22 protein-coding genes are annotated in these 22,608 nt (G+C 64.2%); 15 read left to right on the top strand and 7 right to left on the bottom strand.

The window, feature by feature from the left end; translation table 11 throughout:
- Positions 1–6: 6 nt before the first annotated feature.
- Positions 7–561, top strand: a complete 555-nt coding sequence (locus BRA471DRAFT_RS05175; protein ID WP_007605137.1) for a hypothetical protein — start codon at positions 7–9, stop codon at positions 559–561.
- Positions 562–717: 156 nt separating this feature from the next.
- Here BRA471DRAFT_RS05175 and BRA471DRAFT_RS05170 read toward each other — a convergent pair whose 3' ends face one another.
- Both BRA471DRAFT_RS05170 and pcaB read right to left on the bottom strand, forming a co-directional pair.
- Positions 718–1,974: an aminopeptidase gene (locus tag BRA471DRAFT_RS05170; RefSeq protein WP_007605136.1), complete on the bottom strand. Its 1,257-nt coding sequence runs from the start codon at positions 1,972–1,974 to the stop codon at positions 718–720.
- Positions 1,975–2,087: 113 nt separating this feature from the next.
- Positions 2,088–3,449 carry a 3-carboxy-cis,cis-muconate cycloisomerase gene (gene pcaB / locus BRA471DRAFT_RS05165; RefSeq protein WP_007605135.1) on the bottom strand — a complete coding sequence of 454 codons (1,362 nt, stop codon included), beginning with the start codon at positions 3,447–3,449 and terminating at the stop codon, positions 2,088–2,090.
- Between the two features lie 274 nt (positions 3,450–3,723).
- Between pcaB and BRA471DRAFT_RS05160 the strand changes: the two genes are divergently transcribed.
- Positions 3,724–5,283: a winged helix-turn-helix domain-containing protein gene (locus tag BRA471DRAFT_RS05160; protein ID WP_007605134.1), complete on the top strand. Its 1,560-nt coding sequence runs from the start codon at positions 3,724–3,726 to the stop codon at positions 5,281–5,283.
- Positions 5,284–5,328: 45 nt separating this feature from the next.
- Here the strand turns inward: BRA471DRAFT_RS05160 and BRA471DRAFT_RS05155 are convergent, their stop codons facing one another.
- Both BRA471DRAFT_RS05155 and mddA read right to left on the bottom strand, forming a co-directional pair.
- Complete coding sequence (locus tag BRA471DRAFT_RS05155) at positions 5,329–5,751, bottom strand: GFA family protein (protein ID WP_007605133.1); 423 nt, start codon at positions 5,749–5,751, stop codon at positions 5,329–5,331.
- A 226-nt stretch (positions 5,752–5,977) separates the two neighbouring features.
- Positions 5,978–6,763 (bottom strand): methanethiol S-methyltransferase, encoded by a 786-nt coding sequence (mddA, locus tag BRA471DRAFT_RS05150; RefSeq protein WP_007605132.1) that lies wholly within the window; start codon positions 6,761–6,763, stop codon positions 5,978–5,980.
- 134 nt (positions 6,764–6,897) lie between these two features.
- Here mddA and BRA471DRAFT_RS05145 point away from each other — a divergent pair, with 134 nt between their 5' ends.
- Positions 6,898–8,448, top strand: coding sequence for a winged helix-turn-helix domain-containing tetratricopeptide repeat protein (locus BRA471DRAFT_RS05145; RefSeq protein ID WP_007605131.1), 1,551 nt, complete (start codon positions 6,898–6,900; stop codon positions 8,446–8,448).
- Positions 8,449–8,455: 7 nt separating this feature from the next.
- Here BRA471DRAFT_RS05145 and irr read toward each other — a convergent pair whose 3' ends face one another.
- Entirely contained in the window at positions 8,456–8,938 is a 483-nt protein-coding gene (gene irr / locus BRA471DRAFT_RS05140) for a Fur family transcriptional regulator Irr (protein ID WP_007605130.1), read from the bottom strand.
- Positions 8,939–9,116: 178 nt separating this feature from the next.
- On the opposite strand from irr, the gene BRA471DRAFT_RS05135 reads away from it, so the two are divergent.
- The 5 genes from BRA471DRAFT_RS05135 (at position 9,117) to BRA471DRAFT_RS05115 (ending at position 14,825) form a co-directional block, all read left to right on the top strand.
- Positions 9,117–9,428: a hypothetical protein gene (locus BRA471DRAFT_RS05135; protein WP_007605124.1), complete on the top strand. Its 312-nt coding sequence runs from the start codon at positions 9,117–9,119 to the stop codon at positions 9,426–9,428.
- A 217-nt stretch (positions 9,429–9,645) separates the two neighbouring features.
- The gene (locus BRA471DRAFT_RS05130) at positions 9,646–11,196 is read left to right on the top strand and encodes an ABC transporter substrate-binding protein (RefSeq protein WP_007605122.1); all 1,551 of its coding nucleotides are present in this window, start codon (positions 9,646–9,648) and stop codon (positions 11,194–11,196) included.
- 199 nt (positions 11,197–11,395) lie between these two features.
- Positions 11,396–12,367 (top strand): ABC transporter permease, encoded by a 972-nt coding sequence (locus BRA471DRAFT_RS05125; RefSeq protein WP_007605120.1) that lies wholly within the window; start codon positions 11,396–11,398, stop codon positions 12,365–12,367.
- Positions 12,364–13,203 carry an ABC transporter permease gene (locus BRA471DRAFT_RS05120; protein ID WP_018458168.1) on the top strand — a complete coding sequence of 280 codons (840 nt, stop codon included), beginning with the start codon at positions 12,364–12,366 and terminating at the stop codon, positions 13,201–13,203. Before BRA471DRAFT_RS05125 ends, BRA471DRAFT_RS05120 begins: the two co-directional genes overlap by 4 nt.
- 2 nt (positions 13,204–13,205) lie before the next feature.
- Positions 13,206–14,825 (top strand): ABC transporter ATP-binding protein, encoded by a 1,620-nt coding sequence (locus BRA471DRAFT_RS05115; protein ID WP_007605119.1) that lies wholly within the window; start codon positions 13,206–13,208, stop codon positions 14,823–14,825.
- A gap of 15 nt (positions 14,826–14,840) precedes the next feature.
- Here BRA471DRAFT_RS05115 and BRA471DRAFT_RS39340 read toward each other — a convergent pair whose 3' ends face one another.
- On the bottom strand, positions 14,841–15,110 hold the full coding sequence (locus tag BRA471DRAFT_RS39340; RefSeq protein WP_007605118.1) for a hypothetical protein: 270 nt from the start codon (positions 15,108–15,110) through the stop codon (positions 14,841–14,843).
- 336 nt (positions 15,111–15,446) lie between these two features.
- On the opposite strand from BRA471DRAFT_RS39340, the gene BRA471DRAFT_RS38690 reads away from it, so the two are divergent.
- Together BRA471DRAFT_RS38690 and BRA471DRAFT_RS05110 are read left to right on the top strand one after the other, a co-directional pair.
- Entirely contained in the window at positions 15,447–15,611 is a 165-nt protein-coding gene (locus BRA471DRAFT_RS38690) for a hypothetical protein (protein WP_007605117.1), read from the top strand.
- Positions 15,608–15,817: a hypothetical protein gene (locus BRA471DRAFT_RS05110; RefSeq protein ID WP_007605116.1), complete on the top strand. Its 210-nt coding sequence runs from the start codon at positions 15,608–15,610 to the stop codon at positions 15,815–15,817. Before BRA471DRAFT_RS38690 ends, BRA471DRAFT_RS05110 begins: the two co-directional genes overlap by 4 nt.
- A gap of 46 nt (positions 15,818–15,863) precedes the next feature.
- Here BRA471DRAFT_RS05110 and BRA471DRAFT_RS36160 read toward each other — a convergent pair whose 3' ends face one another.
- Positions 15,864–16,154: a hypothetical protein gene (locus tag BRA471DRAFT_RS36160; RefSeq protein ID WP_007605115.1), complete on the bottom strand. Its 291-nt coding sequence runs from the start codon at positions 16,152–16,154 to the stop codon at positions 15,864–15,866.
- Between the two features lie 209 nt (positions 16,155–16,363).
- On the opposite strand from BRA471DRAFT_RS36160, the gene BRA471DRAFT_RS05105 reads away from it, so the two are divergent.
- From BRA471DRAFT_RS05105 to hemA, 5 genes are all read left to right on the top strand, one after another.
- Positions 16,364–16,684, top strand: coding sequence for a hypothetical protein (locus BRA471DRAFT_RS05105; RefSeq protein ID WP_007605113.1), 321 nt, complete (start codon positions 16,364–16,366; stop codon positions 16,682–16,684).
- A gap of 223 nt (positions 16,685–16,907) precedes the next feature.
- Positions 16,908–17,633, top strand: a complete 726-nt coding sequence (locus BRA471DRAFT_RS05100; RefSeq protein ID WP_007605111.1) for an outer membrane protein — start codon at positions 16,908–16,910, stop codon at positions 17,631–17,633.
- Positions 17,634–17,798: 165 nt separating this feature from the next.
- Positions 17,799–19,952: a methyl-accepting chemotaxis protein gene (locus BRA471DRAFT_RS05095; protein ID WP_007605108.1), complete on the top strand. Its 2,154-nt coding sequence runs from the start codon at positions 17,799–17,801 to the stop codon at positions 19,950–19,952.
- Positions 19,953–20,047: 95 nt separating this feature from the next.
- Complete coding sequence (locus BRA471DRAFT_RS05090) at positions 20,048–21,109, top strand: MBL fold metallo-hydrolase (protein WP_007605106.1); 1,062 nt, start codon at positions 20,048–20,050, stop codon at positions 21,107–21,109.
- 200 nt (positions 21,110–21,309) lie between these two features.
- Entirely contained in the window at positions 21,310–22,539 is a 1,230-nt protein-coding gene (gene hemA / locus BRA471DRAFT_RS05085; RefSeq protein WP_007605104.1) for a 5-aminolevulinate synthase, read from the top strand.
- Positions 22,540–22,608: the final 69 nt, after the last annotated feature.

Below are 22,608 nucleotides of genomic sequence, written 5' to 3'. Positions count from 1 at the left end.
ATGCCGATGCCCCTCACCCCGGAGGTTCTCGCAGCTGAAGGCGAGGTCGTGGCCTGGCTCGGCAGCCTTGATGTCTCCTTCGCAACCGACGAGGAGCCCTGGTTCACCGTCGACGGCATCGAAAGCCCCCGGCAGATCGGCAGTGACGGCTCCGGCGGCGCGCTCGTGCTGCTGCCCTCTCAGAACGTGCTCTACGTTTCGTCGGAAGGCCGCGCGGGAATCATCGCGGAGAGTTTCGAGGCTTTCGCCCAGCTCGTTGTGGCGCGCCCCTATTGGCTCGACATCCTCAAATTTTCCGCCGGCGGTGACCTCCATGAGATGCGGCGGGCGGCGGACGCGCTGGAGGCCGCACTCGACGACGAGGACGACGTCAACGAGGCCCGCGAGCAAATCCGCGGGAGTCTCGACCTGCCCGAGGCGAATGATCCGGTCGGTGCGCTCTACGACGCGGTGGCGGCCTCCGACACCATCGTGCGGGCTACCGACGGCAGCCCGTTCACGACGCTGTTCAACCGCTTCAGCATCGACAACAGCCCGATGCTGCGCAATGCGGCGGCGTAAGAGGTGCCTTGAGGATCCTTGCTCGGCCTGCATGGTTCGAGACGCGCCGTAACCGGCGCTTCTCACCATGAGGATCCAAGATGTCGCAACGAATCAAGACCTCATCCTGAGGAGCCCGCCAGCGCGGGCGTCTCGAAGGATGGACAGCAAGACGCACTACTTCGCCCATTCGCCCTTGCGAAACACCGGCACTTTGCTGCCGTCGGCCAGAATGCCGTCGATGTCGGTCTCGGCCGAGCCGATCATCCAGTCGATATGGATCAGGCTCTGATTGCCGCCTTGCGCCGCGATCTGCTGCGGCGTGAGCTGGGCGCCGTTGACGAAGCACTTCGAATAGCACTGGCCAAGCGCGATGTGCGAGGCCGCGTTCTCGTCGAACAGCGTGTTGTAGAACAACAGCCCGCTCTGCGAGATCGGCGAGGAATGCGGCACCAGCGCCACTTCGCCGAGACGCCGCGCGCCCTCGTCGGTGTCCAGCACCTTGTTGAGCACCTCCTCGCCGCGCGAAGCCTTCGCGTCCACGATCCTGCCGTCCTCGAAACGCACCGCGATGTTGTCGATCAGCGTGCCCTGGTAGGACAGCGGCTTCGAGCTCACGACATGGCCGTAGACGCGCCGGCAATGCGGCGTGGTGAAGACCTCTTCGGTCGGGATATTGGCGTTGCAGCTGATGCCGTTCTTGGACAGCGAGGCACCGCCCTCCCATTCATGGCCGTCGGCGAGGCCGATCGTGAGGTCGGTGCCCGGTCCCGAGTACTGGAGCGCGCGGAAACGCTGGCCGTTGAGCCAGTTGGTGCGCTCGCGCAGCACCGCGTTGTGGCTCGCCCAATTGGCCGGTGCGTCGTCGCGATCGACGCGGGACGCCGCGAAGATCGCGTCCGCCAGCTTGCCGATCGCAACCTCTTCAGGATCGTTCGGAAAGACTTGCTTCGCCCAGGACGGGCTCGGATAGGCAATGATGTTCCAGTTGATGTCGAAATTGACGATCTTTTCCAGCGCGGGCTGATAGGCCATGGAATTCGCCTTGCTGGCGCGCGCGACCTTGGAAGCATCTTCGCCCGAGAGCAGCATCGGATTGTCGCCGACGATGGCGAGACGGGCGGTGTTGTTCGAGAACGCCTTGGCCATGCCCTCATAGAGCCAGTTGGCGGCGCGATCGAAGCTGTCGTCGTGGCCGTGGCGATAGCGCGCCAGCGTCATCTCTTCGTCGGAGAGAATGGGCGTCACGATGCCGGCGCCGGCCTTGTAGGCATGCACGGCAATCCGCCGCACCAGCGGCAACGCGATCGCAGGTGCCGTCAAGAGCAGATCCTGGCCCGGCCGCAAGCCCAGGCCCACCTTCACCGCCACCTCGGCCAGCCGGTCGAGCTTCACGGGATCGATGGGAGTGGAGGTGATGCGTTGATCAGTCATGCCGGGTCCTCTGCCGAACGTCTCTTGCTCAATTTAAGTCTAGCATCGCGAGACACAAGTGCGCGAGTGCCTTGCAACACCCCAAATATACGCAGTTTCGCGCATTTTGGTTTTCAACGTGTTGCCGATTTCAGCACCCGGTCGACCATGGCGGGAGCAAGGCCGAGGTAATTTTTCGGTGATGTCAGCGCCTCGATCGTGGCACGGTCGATTCTGACAGAGACGCGGGAATCGGACGACAGCGCGTCCGCCAGTGTCAGGCCGTTCTCATTGGCGAGCCGGCAGGCGTCGTAGACCACGTCATGGGCCTCCTGCCGCCCGATCTCAGGCGCGAGCCCCATCATGACGGCTTCGGCCACGATCAGACCGCGGCTGACGGCGAGATTCTCGTTCATCTTGCTTTCATCCACGATGAGGCCGGCGAGCGCGAACTTCGCCTGATGCAACGCGCCGGCGGTCAGCACGAAACTCTCTGGGATCGCCATCCATTCGGCGTGCCAGGGCCCGGTGGCGCGCTCGAAATCCTGCACCATGGCATCCAGCATGAGGCCGGCGTGCTGGCGCACCGCCTTCGACGCGGCGAGCATCAGTTCCGAGGAGATCGGGTTGCGCTTCTGAGGCATGGTCGAGGAAGCACCGCGTCCCTTGACGAAGGGCTCGTAGACCTCGGCGAATTCGGTCGAGGCCATGATCATGATGTCGAGCGCGATCTTGCCGAGCGAGCCGGTGACAAGCGCCAGGAAATTCACGGCCTCGGCAAAACCGTCGCGTGCGACATGCCAGGTCGAGGCGGGAACGCCAAGCTTCAGTTCGGCGCAGAGCGCTTCCTGCACCTCGAACCCCTTGTCGCCGAGGGAGGCCAGCGTGCCGGCGGCGCCGGCGAACTGGCCGACCAGGACGCGCGGCTTCAATTCACGGATCCGCTCGGCATGGCGGTCGAACATCGCGAGCCAGATCGCTGTCTTGTAGCCGAAGGTGACCGGCAGCGCCTGCTGGAGATGGGTGCGGCCCGCCATCGGCGTGTCACGGTAGCGCTTCGAGAGGTCGGCGAGGATTGTGCGCAGCGCGGCGATGTCCTGTTCGACGATCTCGAGCCCGGCGCGCAGTTGCAGCACCACGGCGGTGTCCATGATGTCCTGCGTGGTCGCGCCCCAATGCACATAGCGGCCGGCATCGCCGCATTGCTTCACTATCTGATGCACGAGCGGCAGGATCGGATAGCCGACGACATCGGTCTCCTGCCGCAACAGGTCGAAATCCAGCGCGGCAGCGTCGGTCCGCGCCGCGATCTGATCGGCGGCATCCTGCGGAATCACCCCGCACTTCGCTTCCGCCTTCGCCAGGGCCACCTCGACCTCGGCATAGCGCGCGACCGTCGCGATATCGGAAAACACCTCCCGCATCTGCGGCGTGCCGAAGGCATCGCGGAACAACATGGAATCCAGCACGGTGGTCGAGGCATGAAAAGCGGGCATGGGCGTTTCTTCGTGGTTGGTGTTTTGTGCGAGGGCAGCTTACGCACACGGAACTGTTCGGCAATGGACATTCACTATTCGTCAGGTTTTCAGACGTCCCAACTGTCGCCCCGTCATGTTCTTACCCGGGCTGCATTCCTCCCCATAAATCGCATGCCTGCCATCACTCGATCGTGGTGAACCGGACAGGCCCTCCGGCGCACTCACAGAGATCAGCCGAAATCCGTTTGCTTTCATCATTGCCCGATATTGCCTTGAGGTCTGAGTTTTCGCCGTGCAGTTTCTGTTCCGGGATCACCTGCTCGATACCGACTTGCGCGAGCTGAGCCGCGAGCAGGTTCCCGTTGCCGTGGAGCCGCAGGTCTTCGATCTCGTCGTCCACCTCATGGAGAACCGCGATCGGGTGGTCAGCAAGGACGAGCTCATCGACAAGATCTGGCACGGGCGCAGCGTCTCCGAATCCACCCTGACCAGCCGGATCAATGCGGCACGCAAGGCGGTCGGCGACACCGGCGCGAGCCAGGCACTGATCCGCACCATCTCACGCAAGGGTTTTCGTTTCGTCGGCGACGTCGAGACCAAGCGGGGGGCAACCGCGCCGGAATCCGATTTCGGAGCGAAGCTTCTGCAGGCCTCTCTGCAGCTACCGGACCGGCCGGCGATCGCGGTGCTGCCCTTCACCAACATGAGCGGCGACCTCGAGCAGGATTATTTCTCCGACGGGATCAGCGAGGACATCATCACCGCGCTGTCGAAGCTGCGCTGGTTCTTCGTCATCGCGCGCAACTCCTCCTTCGTCTACAAAGGCCGCGCCGTGCACATGCACGAGGTCGCGCGCGAGCTCGGCGTGCGCTACGTGCTCGAAGGCAGTGTGCGGCGGAGTGGCGATCGCGTGCGCATCTCCGCGCAGCTCAACGACGTCTCGACCGGCAGCCATCTCTGGGCCGAACGATACGACCGCGAGCTCGCCGACATCTTCGCGGTGCAGGACGAGATCACCGAGGCGATCGTCGCCGCGATCGAGCCGCAGCTCTATACCGCCGAGAGTTTTCGCGCCCAGCAGAAGCCGCCGGGAAGCCTGGATGCCTGGGACCTCGTGATGCGTGCATTGTCGCATTACTGGCGCATCACCCGCGAGGACAATGCCGCCGCGCAAGGATTGCTCGAAAAGGCCGTCGCGCTCGATCCCGCCTATGGCAAGGCGCTCGGCCTGCTCGCGACCAGCCACATCTTCGGCGCGCATATGGGCTGGTCCGACATGGCCGCGACCGTGCCGGTGGCCGAGCGCGCCGCGCTCGCGGCGGTGGAGGCCGATCGTGAGGATGCCTGGGCCCATCACGGCCTGGCATACACTTATCTATTCCGCCGCCGCTTCGACGACGCACTGGCGGAATTCGAGCTGGCGCTGAACCTCAATCCGAACTTTGCGATGGCGCACGCCTTCTACGGCGTGACGCTGTGCTACGCCGGACGATGGCAGAACGGCGATGTCGCGGCGCGCCGCGCGCTGCGGCTGAGCCCGCGCGACCCGCTCGCAGCAATCTATTGCGGCGTCGCGGCCTATGCCCGGTTCATCGGCCGCGATTACGAAGGCGCCGCACAGATGGCGCGCGAGTCGATGCGGCAGCGCGCCGATTTCGTCGGCGCGCATCGGGTGCTGACGGCCGCTGCCGGAATGTCAGGGGATCCCGCGCGCGCGGCTTCCGCCCTGGAAGGCTTGCGCCGCGCCCAGCCCGGCATCTCGCTCGCCTGGATCACGCGTGAGCTGCCGATGCTGCGGGACGAGGATCGCGAGCATTACCTCGAAGGATTGCGGCGCGCGGGGATGAGGTAGCTAATTTCTCCTCTCCCCGCTTGCAGGGAGAGGAGAAGGGCGCCGCTACTCCTGCATCATCTCGCCGCTGCCGCCGAACTCGGCCGGGAAATCCTTGAGCTTGGGCAGGCCGTCGCGCATCGGCAGCACCGTCTCGGCGTAATTGACGTGGACGCCGGGCGCAAACGCGAGCGTGGGGATGGTGGCAGTGAAGACGTCGACCAGGCCGAGCGGCGGATGGTTGGTCATGAGATGACCGCCGCACTTCTTGCAATATTTGCGCTGGCTGAGCGGCGTCTTCGCAAAGGTCTCGACATTCTGAGCACCTTCGGTGATGCGCACGGCCTCGGGCTTCCACAGACTGAAGGCGTTCACCGGACCGCCCGACCACGAGCGGCACGAGCTGCAATGGCAATAGCCCATCGCTTCCGGCGCGCCTGTGACCTCGATCGTGATCGCGCCACAGAAGCAGTTTCCAACATGTTTCATTAGGTCGTCTCCGTTGATGATTGTTTAGATTCCTCTCCCCGCTCCTGTTTGCCGATAACTCGGCAAAACGAATGCGGGGTCGCGACGAGCTTCGCTCGCGCAGGTAACGTCGGGGTGAGGGGATCACCCCGAGAAGCGTTGAAGGTTGCGTCCGGCAAGTTCCGATACGCGCCTCGGCGCCGCCGCGCATCCTCCTTTCGGCGGACGCGACGGAAAGACGCGCAAGCTATACCGACTTGCGCCAGGGAATAAGCATCGACACCCGTTGTTTGTACTGCCGGTACTCGTCGCCGAAGAGATCGATGAGATCGTGCTCCTCCAGCGCGATGCCAACGAAGATGTAGAGCGTGGTCACGGCGGCGAACAGCAGATGGCCCGCGGTCATGACCGGCGCCGCCCAGAACGCGATGATGAAGCCGAGATAGATCGGATGACGGACGAATTTGTAGAGCAGCGGCGTCTTGAATCGCGGCGGCGACGCTTCCTTGCCGACGAGATGATTGGTCACCTGATGCAATCCGAACAGCTCGAAATGATTGATGATGAAGGTCGAGGTAAACACCAGGACCCAGCCTACCAGCGACAGCGTGACGATCGTCACAGCAAGATCCGGGTTCGCGACCTCCCATATGACCGTGGGCAGCGGGCGCCACTGCCAGAACAGGAGGAGCAATGACAGGCTCGCAAACAGCACATAGGTGCTGCGCTCGACCGGCTTGGGGACGTACTGCGTCCACCAGGCCTTGAATTGCCGCCGCGCCATCACGCTGTGCTGGACCGCAAACAGGGCCATCAGGAGCAGATTGATGATGACGGCCTCGGCCACGGGCGTGTCGGTCCCGGTGTCGATGGTCTTCGGCACCACCAGCCCCATGACGAAGCCGATGGCGTAGAGAATGGTGACGAAAAACACGAGATACGCCGCAATTCCGTACAGAAAGGCGATGAACTTGAAAATGCGTGAGCCCGCAACCGGGCCGATGGGATGAACCTGATGATCAATTTGGGTCATAAACAGCTCCGTTGTGCCAAAACGCCGGCACTTCATTGGTCGCTGCACCATGCCGCACCGGAGGTCCCAAGACTTTCGCGGACGGTTGATTTTCGCCTGAGACGACTTTGATTTTTGCTTGAGACGACAAAAACGTGCGATTTTGCTTTGAAAACAACGTGCTCGACGGCGACCTGCGGGAACTCACCTGCAGCGGAGCCACCGTGCCGTTGCAGCCGCAGGTGTTCGATCTCCTGCTCTATCTGGTGGCGCAGCGCACCCGTGTGGTCAGCAAGGATGACCTGATCAGCCAGATCTGGAGCGATCGGATCATCTCGGATTCCGCCCTGAACAGCCGGATCAACGCCGCCCGCAAGGCGCTCGGCGACGACGGTGCGAGCCAGCGGCTGATCAAGACCATTCCGCGGAAAGGCTTTCGTTTCGTCGGCGAAGTCCGGGAAGAAGCGGCAGCCGCGACGGCGCCCGCGCAACCCGTCGCTGCCCTGCCGCGCGCCCTGGCGGACCGTCCGGCGGTCGCGGTGCTCGCTTTCGAGAACATGAGCGGCGATCCCGCACAGGACTATTTCGGCGACGGCATCAGCGAGGACATCCTCACCGCGCTGTCGAAGCAGCGCTGGTTCATGGTGATCGCCCGCAACTCGTCCTTTACCTACAAGGGGCGCGCGGTCCACATCCGGCAGATCGCCGAGGAACTCGGCGTCCGCTACGTCGTCGAAGGCAGCGTGCGCAAGTCGGACAACCGGGTGCGCATCACGGCGCAGCTCAACGACGCCACAACCGGCAGCCATCTCTGGGCCGAGCGCTACGACCGCGAGCTGGTCGACGTGTTCGCCGTGCAGGACGAAATCACCAACGCGATCGCCGCGGCGATCGAGCCGCAGATTCATGCGGCGGAAAGTTTTCGCGCCCATCGCAAGCCCCCCGCGAGCCTGGATGCCTGGGATCTCCTGATGCGGGCGCTGTCGCATTACTGGCGCGTGACGCGGCAGGATCACGAGGCCGCGCAGGCGCTGCTCGAACGCGCGATCGGGATCGATCCGAATTACGGCCAGGCGCTGTCGGTGCTCGCGGCGAACCACATGTTCGGCGTGCATCTCGGCTGGGCCGAGCTTGCCGTGGTGGCGCCGGTGGCGGAAGCCGCCGCGCTCGCCGCGGTGCGCTGCGACCACGAGGACGCCTGGGCGCACGCCGCGCTCGGCAGCGTCTACTTCTCGACGCGAAGGCTTGCGGACGCACTGTCCGAGTTCGAGCAGGCGCTCGCGCTCAATCCGAACTTCTCGCTGGCGCAGGGCTATTACGCGCTGGCGCTGTCCTATGCCGGGCGACCGAAGGATTCATTCGAGGCAGCGCAGAAGGCAATGCGGCTCTCGCCACGAGATCCATCCCTGGCGATCTATCACGGCATCGCCGGCTATGCCCGCTTCACCGAGCGGCGCTATGGCGAGGCCATCGCGCTTGCGCGGGAGGCGATCCGCCACCGCGGGGACCTCACCGGCGCCTACCGCGTGCTCGCGGTTTCTGCCGGCATGACCGGCGACGGCGTGCTTGCGGAGATGGCGCTGGGCGAGCTCCGCCGCACCCAGCCCAACATCTCGCTGCACTGGATTTCGACGCAATTGCCATGGGCCAACGAGGCCGACCGCGAGCACTATCTGGAAGGATTCCGGCGGGCCGGCTTGCGCTAGACGATCGTCATGCCGGGTCTAGGTCGCGCTTCCGCCGCAGATGGACGACAACGTCGAGTCGCGCGATCTCGTGACCCGGGAGCGCTTCGGGGATCCTGGTGAAGGTCAGGCCGTCGGTGACGTCGACCAGCACATCCTCGCCTTCGAGGTAGAAATGCGGATGCACGGACGTGTCGGTGTCGAAGAACGACTTGATGCCGTCGGCTGCGATCCGGCGCAACAGGCCGGCTTCGGTGAACTGGTTCAGCGTGTTGTAGACGGTCGCAAGCGACAGCCGCAGATTGGCGGCCGTCGCTTCTTCATAAAGCCCCTCCGCTGTCACATGACGATGAGGGCGGAGAAACAGCATTTGGCCGAGCGCCAGGCGGTGGCGCGTCAGCCTGAGGCCGGCATCGCCGAGCAATTGCGCGCAACGTGCCGACGCCTCGTCCGCGAGAGAGATGTTGATATCGCCTGAATCGGCTTCGGGAATGGTGGAACGGACGTTCATTGCCGATGCACTCGCGGTTGACCGGGCACGCGGAAAGTTCATGCGTCCTGCCATCAGATCGCAGAAGCCGCAGCCCGGCTTTGATCCGAATCAAATCGGGAGCGAGCCCGCCTCTGACCTATCGCAAGGTGGCCAGGTTTATTCCCGGCCAGAATAGCCTGACATCAATGAGGCTCACATGTCCAAGCCGGTTCCCGACAAGGCAGAGATCGCGCTCGAATATCCCGACAAATTCTATGTCGGCACGTTCGGGCATTCATCGCGGTTCGAGGCACGACTCGACGGCAGCGGCGTTGCGCTGGTGCTGCAGCAACCGGGCACGGCGGACGAACGCAAATCGGTGCACCTGCACCTCAATTTCGGCTTGCTCGCCGGGATCCTGCGCGAGCTCGCGGGCAGTGTCGCGGCCATCCCCAAGGACGACATCGCGCACCGGGAGCAACTCGCGGATGCGCTTGCCGAGTTGCAACGGGTGCTGCGGCCCTCCTGAAGCCGCGCGGCGCGGCGGCGCCGGTTTGGCCGTCAAACGCCATAACAGGACGCGCTGTACATTTTTTGTGCGAACATTGTCGAGACTTTCATCTTGCGGCGCCGAATGAGACCGTGTGAGCCTCGATCCCGGATGGGGACTGGGATGGGCCGGCCGTAGCTTTACGCGCCACGACGTGCGAAGCGATTGCGCTGGTCTCGCTTGAGAAAGATACGACATGTCAAAACGAGTGTTGCTTGGTGTCCTCCTGGCTTGCGGCCTCGCGGCCCCGGCGCTGGCGCAAGAGCCGAAAGCGGGTGGAGCGATCAACGCCGTGATTCAGCCCGAGCCGCCCGGCCTGATGCTGGCGATGGTCCAGAACGGCCCGGTGCAGATGGTCTCGGGCAACATTTTCGAGGGCCTGCTTCGCTACAGCCCCAAGCTCGAACCCCAGCCGGAGCTCGCCGAGAGCTGGAGCGTCAGCGAGGACGCAAAAACCTATACGTTCAAGCTCAGGAAGGGCGTGACCTGGCATGACGGCAAGCCCTTCACCGCCGCCGACGTGCTGTTCTCGCTCGAGATGCTGAAACAGACGCATGCGCGCGCCCGCAACAACCTCGCGCAGGTCGACAAGGTCGAGGCTCCCGACGACTACACGGTGGTGTTCACGCTGAAGCAGCCGTTCGGTCCGTTCCTCGGCATCTTCGAGGTCGGCTCGATGCCGATGGTGCCGAAGCATCTCTATGAGGGCACCGACTGGAAGACCAATCCCTACAACAACGCCCCTGTCGGCACCGGCCCCTTCATGTTCAAGGAATGGCAGAAGGGCTCCTTCATCCGCCTGGTCAAGAACCCGAACTATTACGAGAAGGGCAAGCCCTATCTCGACGAGATCTACTGGCAGATCATTCCCGATGCCGCGGCGCGCTCGGTGGCATATGAGACCGGCAAGGTCGACGTGCTGCCCGGCGGCTCGGTCGAGAATTTCGACGTGCCGCGGCTGTCCAAGCTGAAGGACACCTGCGTCACCGGCGCCGGCTGGGAGTTCTTCTCGCCGCTGGCCTGGCTGTGGCTCAACAACCGCCAGGGTCCGCTCGCCGACAAGCGGGTGCGGCAGGCGGTCATGTTTGCGATCGACCGCGACTTCGCCAAGGACGTGATCTGGAACGGGCTCGGCAAGGTCGCGACCGGCCCGTCGGCCTCGACCATCAAATACTATACCAGCGACGTGCCGAAATATCCGTACGATCCGGCCAAGGCCAAGGCGCTGCTGAAGGAAGCCGGCTACAAGGGCGAGAAGATCCGTCTTCTGCCGCTCGCCTATGGCGAGACCTGGCAGCGCTGGGGTGAAGCCGTGAAGCAGAACCTCCAGGACGTCGGCATGAACATCGAGACCATCGCCACCGATGTCGCCGGCGGCAACCAGAAGATCGGCGACTGGGACTACGACATCGCCTTCACCTATCTCTACCAGTACGGCGATCCCGCACTCGGCGTCGGCCGCAACTACGTCTCCAGCGCCATCGCCAAGGGCCAGGTGTTCAACAACGTCGAGGGTTACTCCAACCCGGAGATCGACAAGCTGTTCGCCGACGGCGCGGTGGCGACGCCCGACTCCAAGCGCAAGGAGATCTACGAGAAGGCGCAGAAGATCCTGGTCGAGGACGTGCCTGTGGCCTGGATGCTCGAGCTGCAATTCCCGACCATCATGCGCTGCAAGGTCAAGAACCTGATCACCACCGGGATCGGGGTCAATGACGGCTTCAAGGACGCATGGCTCGACAAGTAATGACGGGCGTTCCAAGCTCCCCTTACCTCTCCCGCGTGCGGGAGAGGTCGCTACGCTCTTCGAGCGTAGCGGGTGAGGGTTCTCTCCACTTGGCAATCCCTCTGCGGAAATACCCTCTCCCCTACCCTCTCCCGCAAGCGGGAGAGGGGGCGCACCGCAACTGCCGCTGCGTTCAACCTGATTTGATCGCCACCTAACAATGCTCTCCTTCGTCGCTCAGCGTGTCGTGAAGGGCGTGATCGTCCTGCTTGCGATCGTCGTCCTCAATTTCTTCCTGATCCGGCTCGCGCCCGGCGATCCCGCGGTCGTGATGGCGGGCGAGGCCGGCGCCAGCGACCAGATCTTCGTCCAGCAGCTCAGGGAGAAGTTCGGCCTCGACAAGCCGCTGCCCGAGCAGCTCTTCGTCTACGTCAAGGGCGTCGTGACGCTCGACCTCGGCTTCTCCTTCCGCCAGCAGGCGCCGGTCGCGAAGCTGATCCTGGAACGGCTGCCGGCGACGCTTCTGCTCACGCTGACGGCGTTCGCCATCTCACTGGTGCTCGGCATCCTGTTCGGCACATTCGCGGCGCGCTTCGCGGGGACCTGGCTCGATACCGCCATCACGATCTTCGCGCTGATCTTCTACGCCATGCCTATTTTCTGGGTGGCGCTGATGGGCATCCTGCTGTTCTCGGTCACTGTCGATTGGCTGCCGAGCTTCGGCTACGAGACGGTCGGAGCCAATCTCACCGGCCCTGCCCATGTGGTCGACGTCGCAAGGCACCTGGTCATGCCGGCAATGACGCTCGGCCTGTTCTTCATGGCGACCTACACCCGCATGACGCGCGCCTCGATGCTGGAGGTGAAGCGTCTCGACTTCGTCAAGACGGCGCGCGCGAAGGGTCTGTCCGACGCCGTGATCCAGCGCCGTCATGTGCTGCGCAATGCGCTGCTGCCCGTCGTGACGCTCGCCGGCGTCCACTCCGGCACCCTGATCGGCGGCGCCGTCATCACCGAGACCGTGTTCGCCTGGCCCGGCATCGGGCGCCTGATGTACGACGCCCTGCTGCAGCGCGACTACAATCTGCTGCTCGGCGTCTTCGTGATCTGCTCCGCCATGGTGCTGATCTTCAACCTCATCACCGATCTGGTCTATCGGCTGGTCGACCCGCGCATCGAATTCACCACATGAAACAGTTCTGGAAATCGATGCTGAGGAGCCCGAGCGGCGTCATTGGGCTCATCATCCTGCTCCTTGCGATCTCGGTCGCCTTGTTCGGTCCGATGCTGTTCCCGAACTCGCCCTGGCGCATGGTGCAGCGGCCGTTCCTGCCGCCGTTCACGCTCGCGACCGTGCCGCTCGGCACCGACGCACTCGGTCGCGACGTGTTCGCCGGCATGATCTTTGGCGCACGCGTCTCGCTGCTCGTCGGCATGGTCTCCACCCTGGTGGCGCTGGTCGTCGGCGTTCCCATCGGCGCCATGGCCGGCTATTTCGGGGGTAGGGTCGACGACGCCCTGATGCGCTTCACCGAGTTCTTCCAGACCATTCCGAGCTTTGCGCTCGCGATCGTGCTGGTCGCGATCCTGCAGCCCTCGATCTATTCGATCGTCGCCTCGATCGCGCTGGTAAGCTGGCCGCCGGTCGCGCGCCTCGTCCGCGGCGAGGTGCTGTCGCTGCGCACGCGGGAGTATGTGCAGGCCGCCGTCGTCACGGGCCAGAGCAACACCTGGATCATCCTGCGCGAAATCCTGCCGAACACGTTGTCGCCGGTGATCGTGCTGGCCTCGCTGATGGTAGCGACCGCGATCCTGCTGGAATCCTCGCTGGCATTCCTCGGCCTCGGCGATCCCAATCTGATCTCCTGGGGCTACATGGTCGGCGCCGGCCGCACCGTGATCCGCCAGGCTTGGTGGATCACCGTGTTTCCTGGTGTCGCGATCCTGATTTCGGTGCTCGGGCTCAATTTGATCGGCGAAGGCCTCAACGACGCGCTCAATCCGCGCCTGTCGCGGGAGGGCCGCTGATCATGACCGCACCGCCCGCCGTCTCCATCAAGAATCTGCGGATCGCATTGCCCAAAGGCGCGGAACGGCCATTCGCGGTCGACGGCGTCTCGCTCGATCTGCGGCCCGGCAAGATCGTCTGCGTCGTCGGCGAATCCGGCTCCGGCAAATCGATGTGCGCGCATGCGCTGATGGGCCTGTTGCCTGACACGGTCACCGTCACCTCCGGCGAGATCCAGTTCGAAGGCCGCGACCTGCTCAAACTCGATGACGACGGCTGGCGCGATCTGCGCGGCCGACGGCTGGCGATGATCTTCCAGGAGCCGATGACCGCGCTCAATCCGTTGATGCGGATCGGCGACCAGATGGCGGAGATGTTCGAGGCGCACGGCCTGCTCACGCCGAAGGAGCGGCGCGCCAAGGCGCTGTCGCTGGCGCGCGAGGTCGGCCTGCCCGACCCCGAGCGCATCGTGCGCGCCTATCCGCACCAGCTCTCCGGCGGCCAGCGCCAGCGCGCCATGATCGCGATGGCGCTCGCGCTCGAACCGGCGGTGCTGGTCGCGGACGAGCCGACCACCGCGCTCGACGTCACCACGCAGGCGCAGATCCTCAAACTGATCCGCAACCTCCAGCGCAATCGCAACATGGCGGTGATGTTCATCACCCATGATTTCGGCGTCGTCGCCGACATCGCCGACCAGGTCGTCGTGTTGCGCCATGGCAAGGTGGCCGAGGAAGGCCCCGCCTCGGCGGTCTTCAACGCGCCGCAGCACGACTACACCAAGGCGCTGCTCGCCGCCGTGCCCTCGATGGACCCGCCCGCCCGCGCCCCCCTCGACGACCAGGCCAAGGCGGTCGAGGTGATCGGACTGGACAAGACCTACGTCACCTCGGGCGGCTGGTTTCGCGAGGACCGCCGCGTCGATGCCGCGCGCGAAGTCAACTTCACGATTCTCAAGGGCGAGACGCTCGGCCTGGTCGGCGAATCCGGTTCCGGCAAATCGTCGGTGGCCCGCCTCGTGATGCGGCTGATCGAGGCCGACCGCGGCACCGTTCGGATCGGCGAGACCGATCTCACAAAGCTCGCTGGCAAGGCGCTACGCGCCGAGCGCCATCGCATCCAGATGATCTTCCAGGATCCGTTCGCTTCGCTCAATCCGCGCCGCAAGGTCGGTCATATCATCGCCGACGGCCCGATCGCGGCCGGCACCGATCCGAAAGTCGCGTTCGACCGCGCCCGCGATCTCCTCAAGATGGTCGGCCTCGATGCCGGCGCGCTCGAGCGCTATCCGCATGAATTCTCCGGCGGCCAGCGCCAGCGCATCGGCATTGCGCGCGCGCTCGCGCTTGAGCCCGAGATCATCGTCGCGGACGAGGCCGTCTCCGCGCTCGACGTCTCCGTGCAGGCGCAGGTCCTGAGGCTCCTCGAAGACCTCAAGGCCCGCCTCGGCCTCTCGATGCTATTCATCACCCACGATCTACGCGTTGCGGCGCAAATCTGCGACCGCATCGCCGTGATGCAGCGCGGCGTCATCGTCGAGTTGAAGCCGACGGCGCAGCTGTTCGCCGCGCCCGAACATCCCTATACGCGCGAACTGCTCGCGGCGGTGCCGGGGCGCAAGGAGCGCGCGCCGGCAGCGTAAGTCAGCCGATCGCGGCTACTTCGGTCGGGGATTCGTGTTGTTCCAGGTGGGGACTGAGTTCGTTACGCCGACGGAGGGCTGGTTCGACGTTCCGACCGACGGCGCTGTCACGGTCCCGACAGTCTGCCCGGAACTTCCAATAGTCCCTTGCTGTACCGGCGCTCCGGTGCGTCCGCTCGTGCTGCTTGGTGTACCCGTCCCCGATGTTTGTGCGTTTACAGCAAGTGGCGCGGCGGCCAAGCCGAGCGCAATAAGTGCAGCAATGAACCGTTTCGTTCTTGTCATGGCTGATCCTTTCGGGCGCGTTTCTCAATGTCGTCAAGGCGCCCGTGCACTGAGTGACCTTACAACTCCACGCGCTAGAAAATGTGCCGCAGTGCCATCATCCCGCGGGGCTCAACTCTTCATCACGATGCTGCGAAGCGGTCCCGGCCGAACGGATGCACCGTGAGATCGGCGCGGCGCTGAAGGTATCCCGCTCCACCTCAGGAACGGAATGCTCACGGCCTTTTTATCCCACGTGACCGCCCGCACGGCTGCAAAGCCGAAGCCGGCACCCCACATCCGTATGAAATGATTTCCATCATGTGATGATGGATTGAGGATCTAATTGGAGCCGACATGGGCCAGGTTATTGAGTTTGTCTCGAAATCCGAGCGCGAGCGCATTCGCCTCATCCAGGAAGCGCGCGCGATCTACGACAGCATCTTCCCACCGACTGATCCGGTGAGCGAGCAATCAAGCGGAGCCTCTGCACGTCGCGGCGACGGAGGCAACCTCGCGTGATCAAGATCATCGCCGTGCTCTGCAACCTCGCCTCTCCAGCGAACTGTCATGAGCAAACCGTCACCACATCCGACTTCGCCGACGTCTCGATGCAATCGTGCCTGATGGGTGCGCCACAGCTCGCCGAATGGATGAACCAGCATCCGGCCGAGCGTCTCGCCGGGTGGCGCTGCGTGATCGGCCAACAGGCCGGCCGGGGAATTTAGGATCGGGGCCGCGCTGTCCCTGAACGATCCGAAATGCCTGGAGCGCCTACCTCACGGGCGGGTTGGTGTTGTTCCAGGTCGGGACTGCGTTGGTCACGCCGACCGACGGCCAATTATACGTGCCGATCGATGGCGCCGTGACCGTCCCGACCGACTGTCCGCTCGACCCGTAGGCTCTGGGCTGTGCTGCCAACGATCCGGCGCTCCCATAGCCCGGAGCCACCACGCCGGTGCTGTAAGATCGGCTTGACCGGTGCTTCTTGGCTTCAGCCGCGAACGGCGCGGCAAGCAACCCGACGGTGACGAGGGCGGCAATGGCGGATTTGATGCTTGTCATGGCTGATCCCTTCATTCTGTGGGCCCCTTGCCATCTGTTCATTCCGTGGAGGATTCCTATAGGCAGCCGTTCATAACGCCGTGCGCGGGCGCAGGTGCCGGGGAGCGGTCGCACGACTAGCACGCGCGCCCGCTCGCATGCCTCGCCTTCGGATGGACCCGAATCAGCGCTAGTGCATTCACCTCATCGACTTCGCGTATTGAGGCGACATGACCGGCCCCGAACTGAAGCAACTCCGCAACGATCTCTCAGACGTCCTTGAGCGCAAGCTCACCGCTGCCGACATGGCCCGGCTTTGCGGATTGCCGGAGAAGGGCGGCGCCGACACTATCCGGCGCTGGGAAGTGAGCGGCCCGACACCGTCGGCGACCAAAGTGCTGCGCGTGCTGGCAATGGCGAGCGAGCGCTATCCAATCCTGGAGAAGTTCGACGTGTTCGATCGTCATGACGTGCGCGAGGAAGACCGGCCCGCAAAGCGCGCGGCATTCCGCGAACAGATGCGCGATGAGGCACTGCGCCGTCTTGGTTAACGAGATGCGCGCACAAGTTATCCTGATAGCGCTGGGTTAAGCGTTCCTTCACCACTTCTTAAGCCGCCATTAAGCACGAAAATCATTTACGGCCCAATAAGTTAGGTTGGCTGCCGTTGTGCCATGCATGTGACAGCATTTTCGTCAAAAGCGAGCTATCTGCAGAACCAACGACGGCGCGGAAAGCGCGCCTGCCGGGGACCTAAGTGTTGGAGTTTGGACTATGAAGAAGATTCTGTTTGCGACCGTTGCGCTGCTCGTGGTGGGCGCTGCCGCACCGGCGGTCGGTGCCGATCTCGGTAACCGCAATTACTATAAGTCGCCCGCGCCCGCCTATGCCGCGCCGATCTACAACTGGACCGGCTTCTATATCGGCGGCCATGTCGGCGGCGCGTTCTCCAGCGACAACAATTTCAGCGGCCTCTCCACCGGCAATAACGGCAACGGCCGTTTCCTCGGCGGCTTGCAGGCCGGTGCGGACTGGCAGTTCAACCCGAACTTCGTCGTCGGCGTCGAAGGCCAGTATTCCTGGCTCTCCGGCAGCGTCGGCGCGGTGTTCCCGGGTGGCGTCGCCTACACCAACGACCAGCGCGGTCTCGGCTCGATCACCGGCCGCGTCGGCTACACCTGGGGTCCGGGCCTGGTCTACGTGAAGGGCGGCTACGCCTATTCTGACAACAACGAGAAGGTGACCGTCGGCGGCGTGCCGACCGGCTTCATCATTAGCGGCGACCACCGCAACGGCTACACCGTCGGCGCCGGCCTCGAATACATGTTCGCGCCGAACTGGTCGGCCAAGGCCGAGTACCAGTACTACAATTTCGGCGACGCGCACTTCACCGCGGGCCCGCTGGCGGGAACCGGCAACTTCACCACCGACGACCACACCATCAAGGCGGGCGTCAACTACCGCTTCAACTGGGCCAACTCGGCGGTCGCGCGCTACTGAACGGTTACCAAGACCTTATCGTGATGGAAGGGCCGGCATCATTGCCGGCCCTTCTTTTTTCGCTGTGCGGAACGCACCCAAGCGATTGAGCAACTTGCGATTTTTTAACCTGGCCCGAGGATACTCCGCGGCGAAAACATAAAGATCACGCGTGGGGGAATTTCGATGGCGATCCGTCTGGGCCTTGGCCGTTTGCTTGGTGGTATCCGGCCTCGTTTCAAAATGCCGACATGGGGCGTGCGCGGCAGCCTGTTCACGGCCTTCGCGGTGATCGCGGGCATGGGCCTCGTGATTGCAGCCGGCGCCGGCTTCGTCTTCAACCATCTCGGCAGCACCATGATGGACCTGAGCGGCCGCGACATCCCGCGCCTTTCCGCCAGCCTTCAACTCGCATCGCAAAGCGCAACGCTCGCGGCGCAGGGGCCGGGCCTCCTGGCGTCGCCGTCCGACGAGGCGCTGAACGAACGCACCAAGAAGGTGCAGGAGATCCAGCAGCTTGCCATGGCCAAGCTCGGCGAGATCATCGAGCTCGGCGCCGACAAGCAGGTCGCAACCGCGTTGCGCGACACCGCCAAGAGCATCGACGAGGCGACCCAGAGCCTGGTGTCGGCCGCGCGCGAACGGCTCGATGCCGGCGCGCTGCATGACAAGCAATATGAAGCGCTCCGCAAGGCACAGCTCACCTTCGTCGGTGCGGCCGGTCCTGCCATGCTGGATGCGCAGACGCGCCTGAACGCGATCCTCGGCGCGGCGGAAGTTTCCGCCGACGATGCCACCGAAGCCGCCCGCACCGTCTCCCAGGTCGCGACCATCTCCGCCAACGGCAATCTGATGGCCGCCGACATGATGGCGGCGCTGTCGGCCAACAACAGCGATACGCTGGAGGCGATCGAGAAAGAGTTCAAGGCGACGCGCGACCGCGTCAAGTCGAACCTCGAGGACCTGCCGAACATGGCCTCGATGCAAGCGGTGCGCGACACCGTGCAAAAGCTATTCGCCTTCGGTGAAGGCAAGTCCGGCGTGTTCAAGATCCGCCAGAAGGAGCTCGACGCGATCGACTACGGCCAGACGATCCTGGACGAGACCCGCAAGCTCAATGTCGGCCTCGGCATCAGCGTGCAGCAGCTGGTCGAGGGTGTGCAGAAGGAGACCAACGCGTCGACCTTCCAGGCGCGGCAGGAGATCTCGCTCGCGACCACCGCGATGCTGGCGCTCGGCGCTCTGACGCTGGTCGGCTCGGCGCTGTTCGTCTGGCTCTATGTCGGCCGCAATATCCTCCGCCGCATTCGCGAGCTTCAACGCGCCATGCAGTTGCTCTCGGCCGGCGACCTCGACACCGAGATCGTCCGCTCCCGCCAGAACGACGAGATCGGCGCGATGAAGGAAACGCTGACGGTGTTCCGCGACAGCATGATCGAAGCCCGGGCGCTTGCGAGCGAGCAGGACAGCGATCGCGTCGCCAAGGCCGAGCGTGCGGCGCAGATGGAGGCGAAGATTGCAGACTTCGAGAGCACGGTGCGCTCCGCACTCGACAATCTCGCGCAGTCAGCCAATTCGATGCAATCGACCGCGCAGAGCATGTCGACCACGGCAGACCAGTCCAATGCGCTGGTGAACGCGGTTGCCTCCGCGGCCGAAGAGACCTCAGTCAACGTGCAGACCGTATCGTCAGGCACCGAGCAGCTCTCGTCCTCGATCGAGGAGATCAGCAAGCAGGTCGTCACCTCGGCCGCGATCGCCAGGAAGGCGGTCGACGAAGCCGGCGCGACCGACGCCACGGTGCAGAGCCTCGCCGACAGCGCGAGCCGCATCAGCGTCGTGGTCGACCTGATCCAGACCATCGCCTCGCAGACCAATCTGCTCGCCCTCAACGCCACCATCGAGGCGGCGCGCGCGGGCGAAGCCGGCCGTGGCTTCGCGGTGGTCGCCTCCGAGGTGAAGAGCCTCGCGAGCCAGACCGCCAAGGCGACGGAGGAGATCCGTAACCAGATCGCCAGCATGCAGTCAGTAACGACTTCGGCAGTCGGCGCCATCCAGGGCATCGGCCGGATCATCGGCGAGATCAACGACGTCACCACGACGATCGCCGCCGCGGTCGAGGAACAAGGCGCGGCCACACGCGAGATCGCCCGCAACATCCAGCATGCCGCCGGCGGCACCAGCGAGGTCTCCAGCAACATCGTCGGCGTCTCCACGGCTTCGGCGGAAGCCGGCGCAGCGGCGAACGAAGTGCTCGGCGCCTCCGACGCGCTCCGCCGCGAAGCCGACATGCTGCGCGGAGAGATCGACGCGTTCCTCAACAACATGCGGGCGGCGTAAGAGGTCGTTCCGTAGCCCGGAATGACCGCTATGCGGGCCGCGCCAGCGTCCTTTTTCGGCTGGCGCGCCGGGACGAGCGGGTTTAAGCCGGTAGCATGAACGCAAAGACCGACACCGTGCAGTCCTCCGCCGACGCCCTGCGCTATCCCTGGGAACAGCATCCCGGCCCCGAAGAGGTCGTCGAGGTGAAGCCGGGCGTGTTGTGGGCGCGGTTGAAGCTGCCGTTCCGCCTCAACCATGTGAACATCTACCTGCTCGCCGACGGCGACGGCTACGCCATGATCGACGCCGGCTTCGGCAATGAGGAGACCATCGAAGCCTGGACGAAGCTGTTCGACGGGCCGTTGAAGGGCGTCAACATCACTCGCCTGATCGTGACCCATTCCCATCCCGATCATGTCGGTCTGGCCGGGTGGATCGTCGAGCGGTTCAACTGCCCGCTGGTGATGTCGCAGGTCGAATATCTGCAATCGGTCTATCACCAGAACCGCGGCACCGAGGAGCGGAAGGAGGCGCAGCGGCTGTTCTTCCGCCGCCACGGCATGGACGAGTCGCTCACCGAAAAACTGCTCGGCCGCGGCCAGGACTATCTCAAGCGCGTCTCGGTGTTGCCGCCGTCCTACCGCCGCATCTCGCATGGCGAGGACGTCGTGATCGGCACGCGCCGCTTCAAGGTGATCACCGGCGGCGGTCACGCGCTCGACCAGGTGATGCTGTATTGCGCCGACGACAAGCTGTTCCTCTCTGCCGACCAGGTGCTGAGCAAGATCTCGCCAAACGTCAGCGTGTGGGCGGTCGAACCCGACCAGAACTCGCTCGGCGAATATCTGGCCTCGCTCGCCAGCCTCACCACCACGCTGCCCTATGACGTGCTGGTGCTGCCCGGCCACGGCGTGCCGTTCTACGGACTGAAGACCCGCATCAAGCAACTCGCCGATCACCACGAGGAGCGCTGCCGCCTGATCGCGGAAGCCTGCCGCGAGGTGCCGCAGACCTCGCGCGCCTTGGTGCCCGTGGTGTTCAACAAGCACGTGCTGGACGAACACCAGATGGGTTTCGCCGCCGGCGAACTGGTCGCCCACGTCAATTACATGATCGTCGAGGGCCGGCTGACGGCCGAGACGACGGACGGCGTGTTGCAGTTCAGGACGACCTGAGCGCCGACTTCAATTCAGCGGATGGTGCAGAGCAACATTGCATCTCGCGCGAACTTGATCCGGATCAAGTTTCAAATCGCACGATAGGGCATTTTGCCCAAATGCCCCGCAGGTCCAAATGTGGGATAGCGCATAGACATTGGAGCTGGAAAAGCTCTAAGCATATGCGGGTCTTTGTCGGTTCCGCTGCAGGTTTGACGATGGATTACGCCCAGTTCTTCAATTCCGCCCTTGATCGTCTCCACACCGAGCGGCGCTACCGCGTGTTCGCCGATCTCGAGCGCATCGCGGGCCGGTTCCCGCATGCACTCTGGCACTCGCCCAAGGGCAAGCGCGACGTCGTGATCTGGTGCTCCAACGATTATCTCGGCATGGGCCAGCACCCGAAGGTGGTGGGCGCGATGGTCGAGACCGCGACCCGCGTCGGCACCGGCGCCGGCGGCACCCGCAACATCGCCGGCACGCATCATCCGCTGGTGCAGCTCGAGGCCGAGCTCGCCGATCTCCACGGCAAGGAAGCCTCGCTGCTCTTCACGTCCGGCTACGTCTCGAACCAGACCGGCATCGCGACCATCGCGAAGCTCATTCCGAACTGCCTGATCCTGTCGGACGAGCTCAACCACAATTCGATGATCGAGGGCATCCGCCAGTCCGGATGCGAGCGGGTCGTGTTCCGCCACAACGACCTCGCCGATCTCGAAGCGCTGTTGAAGGCTGCGGGCCCGAGCCGACCCAAGCTGATCGCCTGCGAGAGCCTTTATTCGATGGACGGCGACATCGCACCGCTCGCCAAGATCTGCGACCTCGCCGAGAAGTACGGCGCGATGACCTATGTCGACGAGGTCCATGCGGTGGGCATGTACGGCCCGCGCGGCGGCGGCATCGCCGAGCGCGACGGCGTGATGCATCGCATCGACATTCTCGAAGGCACGCTCGCCAAGGCGTTCGGCTGCCTCGGCGGCTACATCGCCGCCAACGGTCGGATCATCGACGCGGTGCGCTCCTATGCGCCGGGCTTCATCTTCACCACCGCGCTGCCGCCGGCGATCTGCTCGGCCGCGACCGCCGCGATCAAGCATCTGAAGAATTCGAGCTGGGAGCGCGAGCGTCACCAGGATCGCGCCGCCCGGGTCAAGGCGATCCTCAACGCCGCCGGCCTGCCGGTGATGTCGAGCGACACCCATATCGTCCCGCTGTTCATCGGCGATGCCGAGAAGTGCAAGCAGGCCTCCGACCTCCTGCTCGAGCAGCACGGCATCTACATCCAGCCGATCAACTATCCGACGGTCGCCAAGGGCTCCGAACGCCTGCGCATCACGCCCTCGCCCTATCACGACGACGGCCTGATCGATCAGCTCGCCGAAGCCCTGCTGCAGGTCTGGGACCGCCTGGGTCTGCCGCTCCGCGAGAAGTCGCTGGCGGCGGAGTAGGATTCTTCGCCTTCTCTTCGATCTAAGTTTCACCGTCACCGGAGCTACCCCCCTCCCCACCCTCCCCCA

Source organism: Bradyrhizobium sp. WSM471 (assembly GCF_000244915.1).
In the GTDB taxonomy this organism is placed as follows: domain Bacteria; phylum Pseudomonadota; class Alphaproteobacteria; order Rhizobiales; family Xanthobacteraceae; genus Bradyrhizobium.
The sequence above is the reverse complement of the archived record's forward strand: the minus strand, read 5'-3'. Positions and strand labels throughout refer to the sequence as shown.

What these genes read in the sequence shown, in the direction of transcription:
- BRA471DRAFT_RS05175 (WP_007605137.1), top strand. Translation starts at nt 7, where the DNA reads ATGCCCCTCACCCCGGAGGTTCTCGCAGCTGAAGGCGAGGTCGTGGCC.
- BRA471DRAFT_RS05170 (WP_007605136.1), bottom strand. Translation starts at nt 1,974, where the DNA reads ATGACTGATCAACGCATCACCTCCACTCCCATCGATCCCGTGAAGCTC.
- pcaB (WP_007605135.1), bottom strand. Translation starts at nt 3,449, where the DNA reads ATGCCCGCTTTTCATGCCTCGACCACCGTGCTGGATTCCATGTTGTTC.
- BRA471DRAFT_RS05155 (WP_007605133.1), bottom strand. Translation starts at nt 5,751, where the DNA reads ATGAAACATGTTGGAAACTGCTTCTGTGGCGCGATCACGATCGAGGTC.
- mddA (WP_007605132.1), bottom strand. Translation starts at nt 6,763, where the DNA reads ATGACCCAAATTGATCATCAGGTTCATCCCATCGGCCCGGTTGCGGGC.
- irr (WP_007605130.1), bottom strand. Translation starts at nt 8,938, where the DNA reads ATGAACGTCCGTTCCACCATTCCCGAAGCCGATTCAGGCGATATCAAC.
- BRA471DRAFT_RS05135 (WP_007605124.1), top strand. Translation starts at nt 9,117, where the DNA reads ATGTCCAAGCCGGTTCCCGACAAGGCAGAGATCGCGCTCGAATATCCC.
- BRA471DRAFT_RS05130 (WP_007605122.1), top strand. Translation starts at nt 9,646, where the DNA reads ATGTCAAAACGAGTGTTGCTTGGTGTCCTCCTGGCTTGCGGCCTCGCG.
- BRA471DRAFT_RS05125 (WP_007605120.1), top strand. Translation starts at nt 11,396, where the DNA reads ATGCTCTCCTTCGTCGCTCAGCGTGTCGTGAAGGGCGTGATCGTCCTG.
- BRA471DRAFT_RS05120 (WP_018458168.1), top strand. Translation starts at nt 12,364, where the DNA reads ATGAAACAGTTCTGGAAATCGATGCTGAGGAGCCCGAGCGGCGTCATT.
- BRA471DRAFT_RS05115 (WP_007605119.1), top strand. Translation starts at nt 13,206, where the DNA reads ATGACCGCACCGCCCGCCGTCTCCATCAAGAATCTGCGGATCGCATTG.
- BRA471DRAFT_RS39340 (WP_007605118.1), bottom strand. Translation starts at nt 15,110, where the DNA reads ATGACAAGAACGAAACGGTTCATTGCTGCACTTATTGCGCTCGGCTTG.
- BRA471DRAFT_RS38690 (WP_007605117.1), top strand. Translation starts at nt 15,447, where the DNA reads ATGGGCCAGGTTATTGAGTTTGTCTCGAAATCCGAGCGCGAGCGCATT.
- BRA471DRAFT_RS36160 (WP_007605115.1), bottom strand. Translation starts at nt 16,154, where the DNA reads ATGACAAGCATCAAATCCGCCATTGCCGCCCTCGTCACCGTCGGGTTG.
- BRA471DRAFT_RS05105 (WP_007605113.1), top strand. Translation starts at nt 16,364, where the DNA reads ATGACCGGCCCCGAACTGAAGCAACTCCGCAACGATCTCTCAGACGTC.
- BRA471DRAFT_RS05100 (WP_007605111.1), top strand. Translation starts at nt 16,908, where the DNA reads ATGAAGAAGATTCTGTTTGCGACCGTTGCGCTGCTCGTGGTGGGCGCT.
- BRA471DRAFT_RS05095 (WP_007605108.1), top strand. Translation starts at nt 17,799, where the DNA reads ATGGCGATCCGTCTGGGCCTTGGCCGTTTGCTTGGTGGTATCCGGCCT.
- BRA471DRAFT_RS05090 (WP_007605106.1), top strand. Translation starts at nt 20,048, where the DNA reads ATGAACGCAAAGACCGACACCGTGCAGTCCTCCGCCGACGCCCTGCGC.
- hemA (WP_007605104.1), top strand. Translation starts at nt 21,310, where the DNA reads ATGGATTACGCCCAGTTCTTCAATTCCGCCCTTGATCGTCTCCACACC.